We start from the raw sequence: 1,549 nt of genomic DNA, 5'->3' as shown, positions 1-1,549 counted from the left end.
GGCCGGCGGCGGCTGCGGTCCGTGCGGTGGCGCGTCCTCCGAGGCGCCCGCCGCCGCGCAGGCGCCGGCTGCCGCGGAGGCACCGGCCGCCGCACAGGCGCCGACCGCGTCCGAGGCCAGGACGGACCTCGTGGCGGTGCGCCGCCGCGGTGCCGGTACGGACCTCGCCCCCAATGCGTAACGGCGAACTCCTCGCCCTGGACCGGGCGCACGTCTGGCATCCGTACAGCCCCATGCCCGGCCGTACGGACCCGCTGGTCGTCGCGTCCGCGTCCGGGGTGCGGCTCCGGCTCGCCGAACCGGTCGAGGGGCAGACCGAGTTGGTCGACGGCATGTCGTCGTGGTGGGCGGCCGTGCACGGCTACAACCACCCGGTGCTCAACGAGGCCGTGCGGGGCCAGCTCGACCGCATGAGCCACGTCATGTTCGGCGGGATCACCCACGAGCCGGCCGTACGGCTCGCCGCGCGGCTGGTGGAGATCACGCCCGAGCCGCTGCGGCACGTGTTCCTGAGCGACTCCGGGTCGGTCGCGGTCGAGGTCGCCGCGAAGATGTGCCTGCAGTACTGGCGCTCCATCGGCCGGCCGGACAAGCAGCGGCTGCTGACCTGGCGCGGCGGCTACCACGGCGACACCTGGCAGCCGATGTCGGTGTGCGACCCCAAGGGCGGCATGCACGGGCTCTGGTCGGGCGTCCTGCAGCAGCAGGTCTTCGTGGACGCCCCGCCGGCCGCGTACGAGGAGTCGTACGCCGAGCTGCTGCGCGAGACGATCGGGCGGCACGCCGACGAGCTGGCGGCGGTGATCGTGGAGCCCGTGGTGCAGGGCGCGGGCGGGATGCGCTTCCACAGTCCCGATTACCTGCGGGTGCTGCGGGAGGCGTGCGACGCGCACGACGTGCTGCTGATCTTCGACGAGATCGCGACGGGCTTCGGGCGTACGGGCGAGCTGTTCGCCGCCGACCACGCCCGGGTCTCGCCTGATGTGATGTGCCTGGGCAAGGCGCTGACCGGTGGCTACCTCTCGATGGCGGCGACGCTCTGCACGAGCCGGGTCGCGGAGGGCATCTCGCGCGGCGAGGTCCCCGTGCTCGCCCACGGCCCGACCTTCATGGCCAACCCGCTGGCCTCGGCGGTCGCCCTCGCCTCGATCGACCTGCTGCTCGGGCAGGACTGGCGGGTGGAGGTGAAGCGCATCGAGGCGGGGCTCCGCGAGGGCCTCGCGGAAGTGGCCGGCCTGCCGGGCGTCCGTGACGTCCGCGTCCTCGGCGCGCTCGGGGTGGTCCAGCTCGACCACGCCGTCGACATGGAGGCCGCGACACGGGCGGCGGTGGGGGCGGGCGTCTGGCTGCGTCCGTTCCGCGACCTCATCTACACGATGCCGCCGTTCGTGACGGGCGAGGAGGATGTGACACGCATCTGCGAGGCGGTGAGAGCAGCAGCCACAGCAGGCTGATCAACCCGCCACCCGCCCACCCGGCCTTACGGCCGGCCGGGGCGGCGCGTGGGCCGAGGCTGCGCGTGGGCCGGGCAGCGCGTTGGCCGGGGCGG

1 protein-coding gene and 1 pseudogene are annotated in these 1,549 nt (G+C 74.3%); both read left to right on the top strand.

Annotation, left to right across the window (positions count from 1 at the left end; all coding sequences use genetic code 11):
* A pseudogene (locus tag ESG85_RS35430) lies at positions 1 to 181 on the top strand (biotin synthase BioB); the annotation flags it as partial.
* Entirely contained in the window at positions 174 to 1,454 is a 1,281-nt protein-coding gene (locus ESG85_RS02020) for an adenosylmethionine--8-amino-7-oxononanoate transaminase (protein WP_128976269.1), read from the top strand. The pseudogene ESG85_RS35430 and the gene ESG85_RS02020, both read left to right, overlap by 8 nt.
* Positions 1,455 to 1,549: the final 95 nt, after the last annotated feature.

It is taken from the genome of Streptomyces roseicoloratus (assembly GCF_004117935.1).
In the GTDB taxonomy this organism is placed as follows: domain Bacteria; phylum Actinomycetota; class Actinomycetes; order Streptomycetales; family Streptomycetaceae; genus Streptomyces; species Streptomyces roseicoloratus.
The sequence above is the reverse complement of the archived record's forward strand: the minus strand, read 5'-3'. Positions and strand labels throughout refer to the sequence as shown.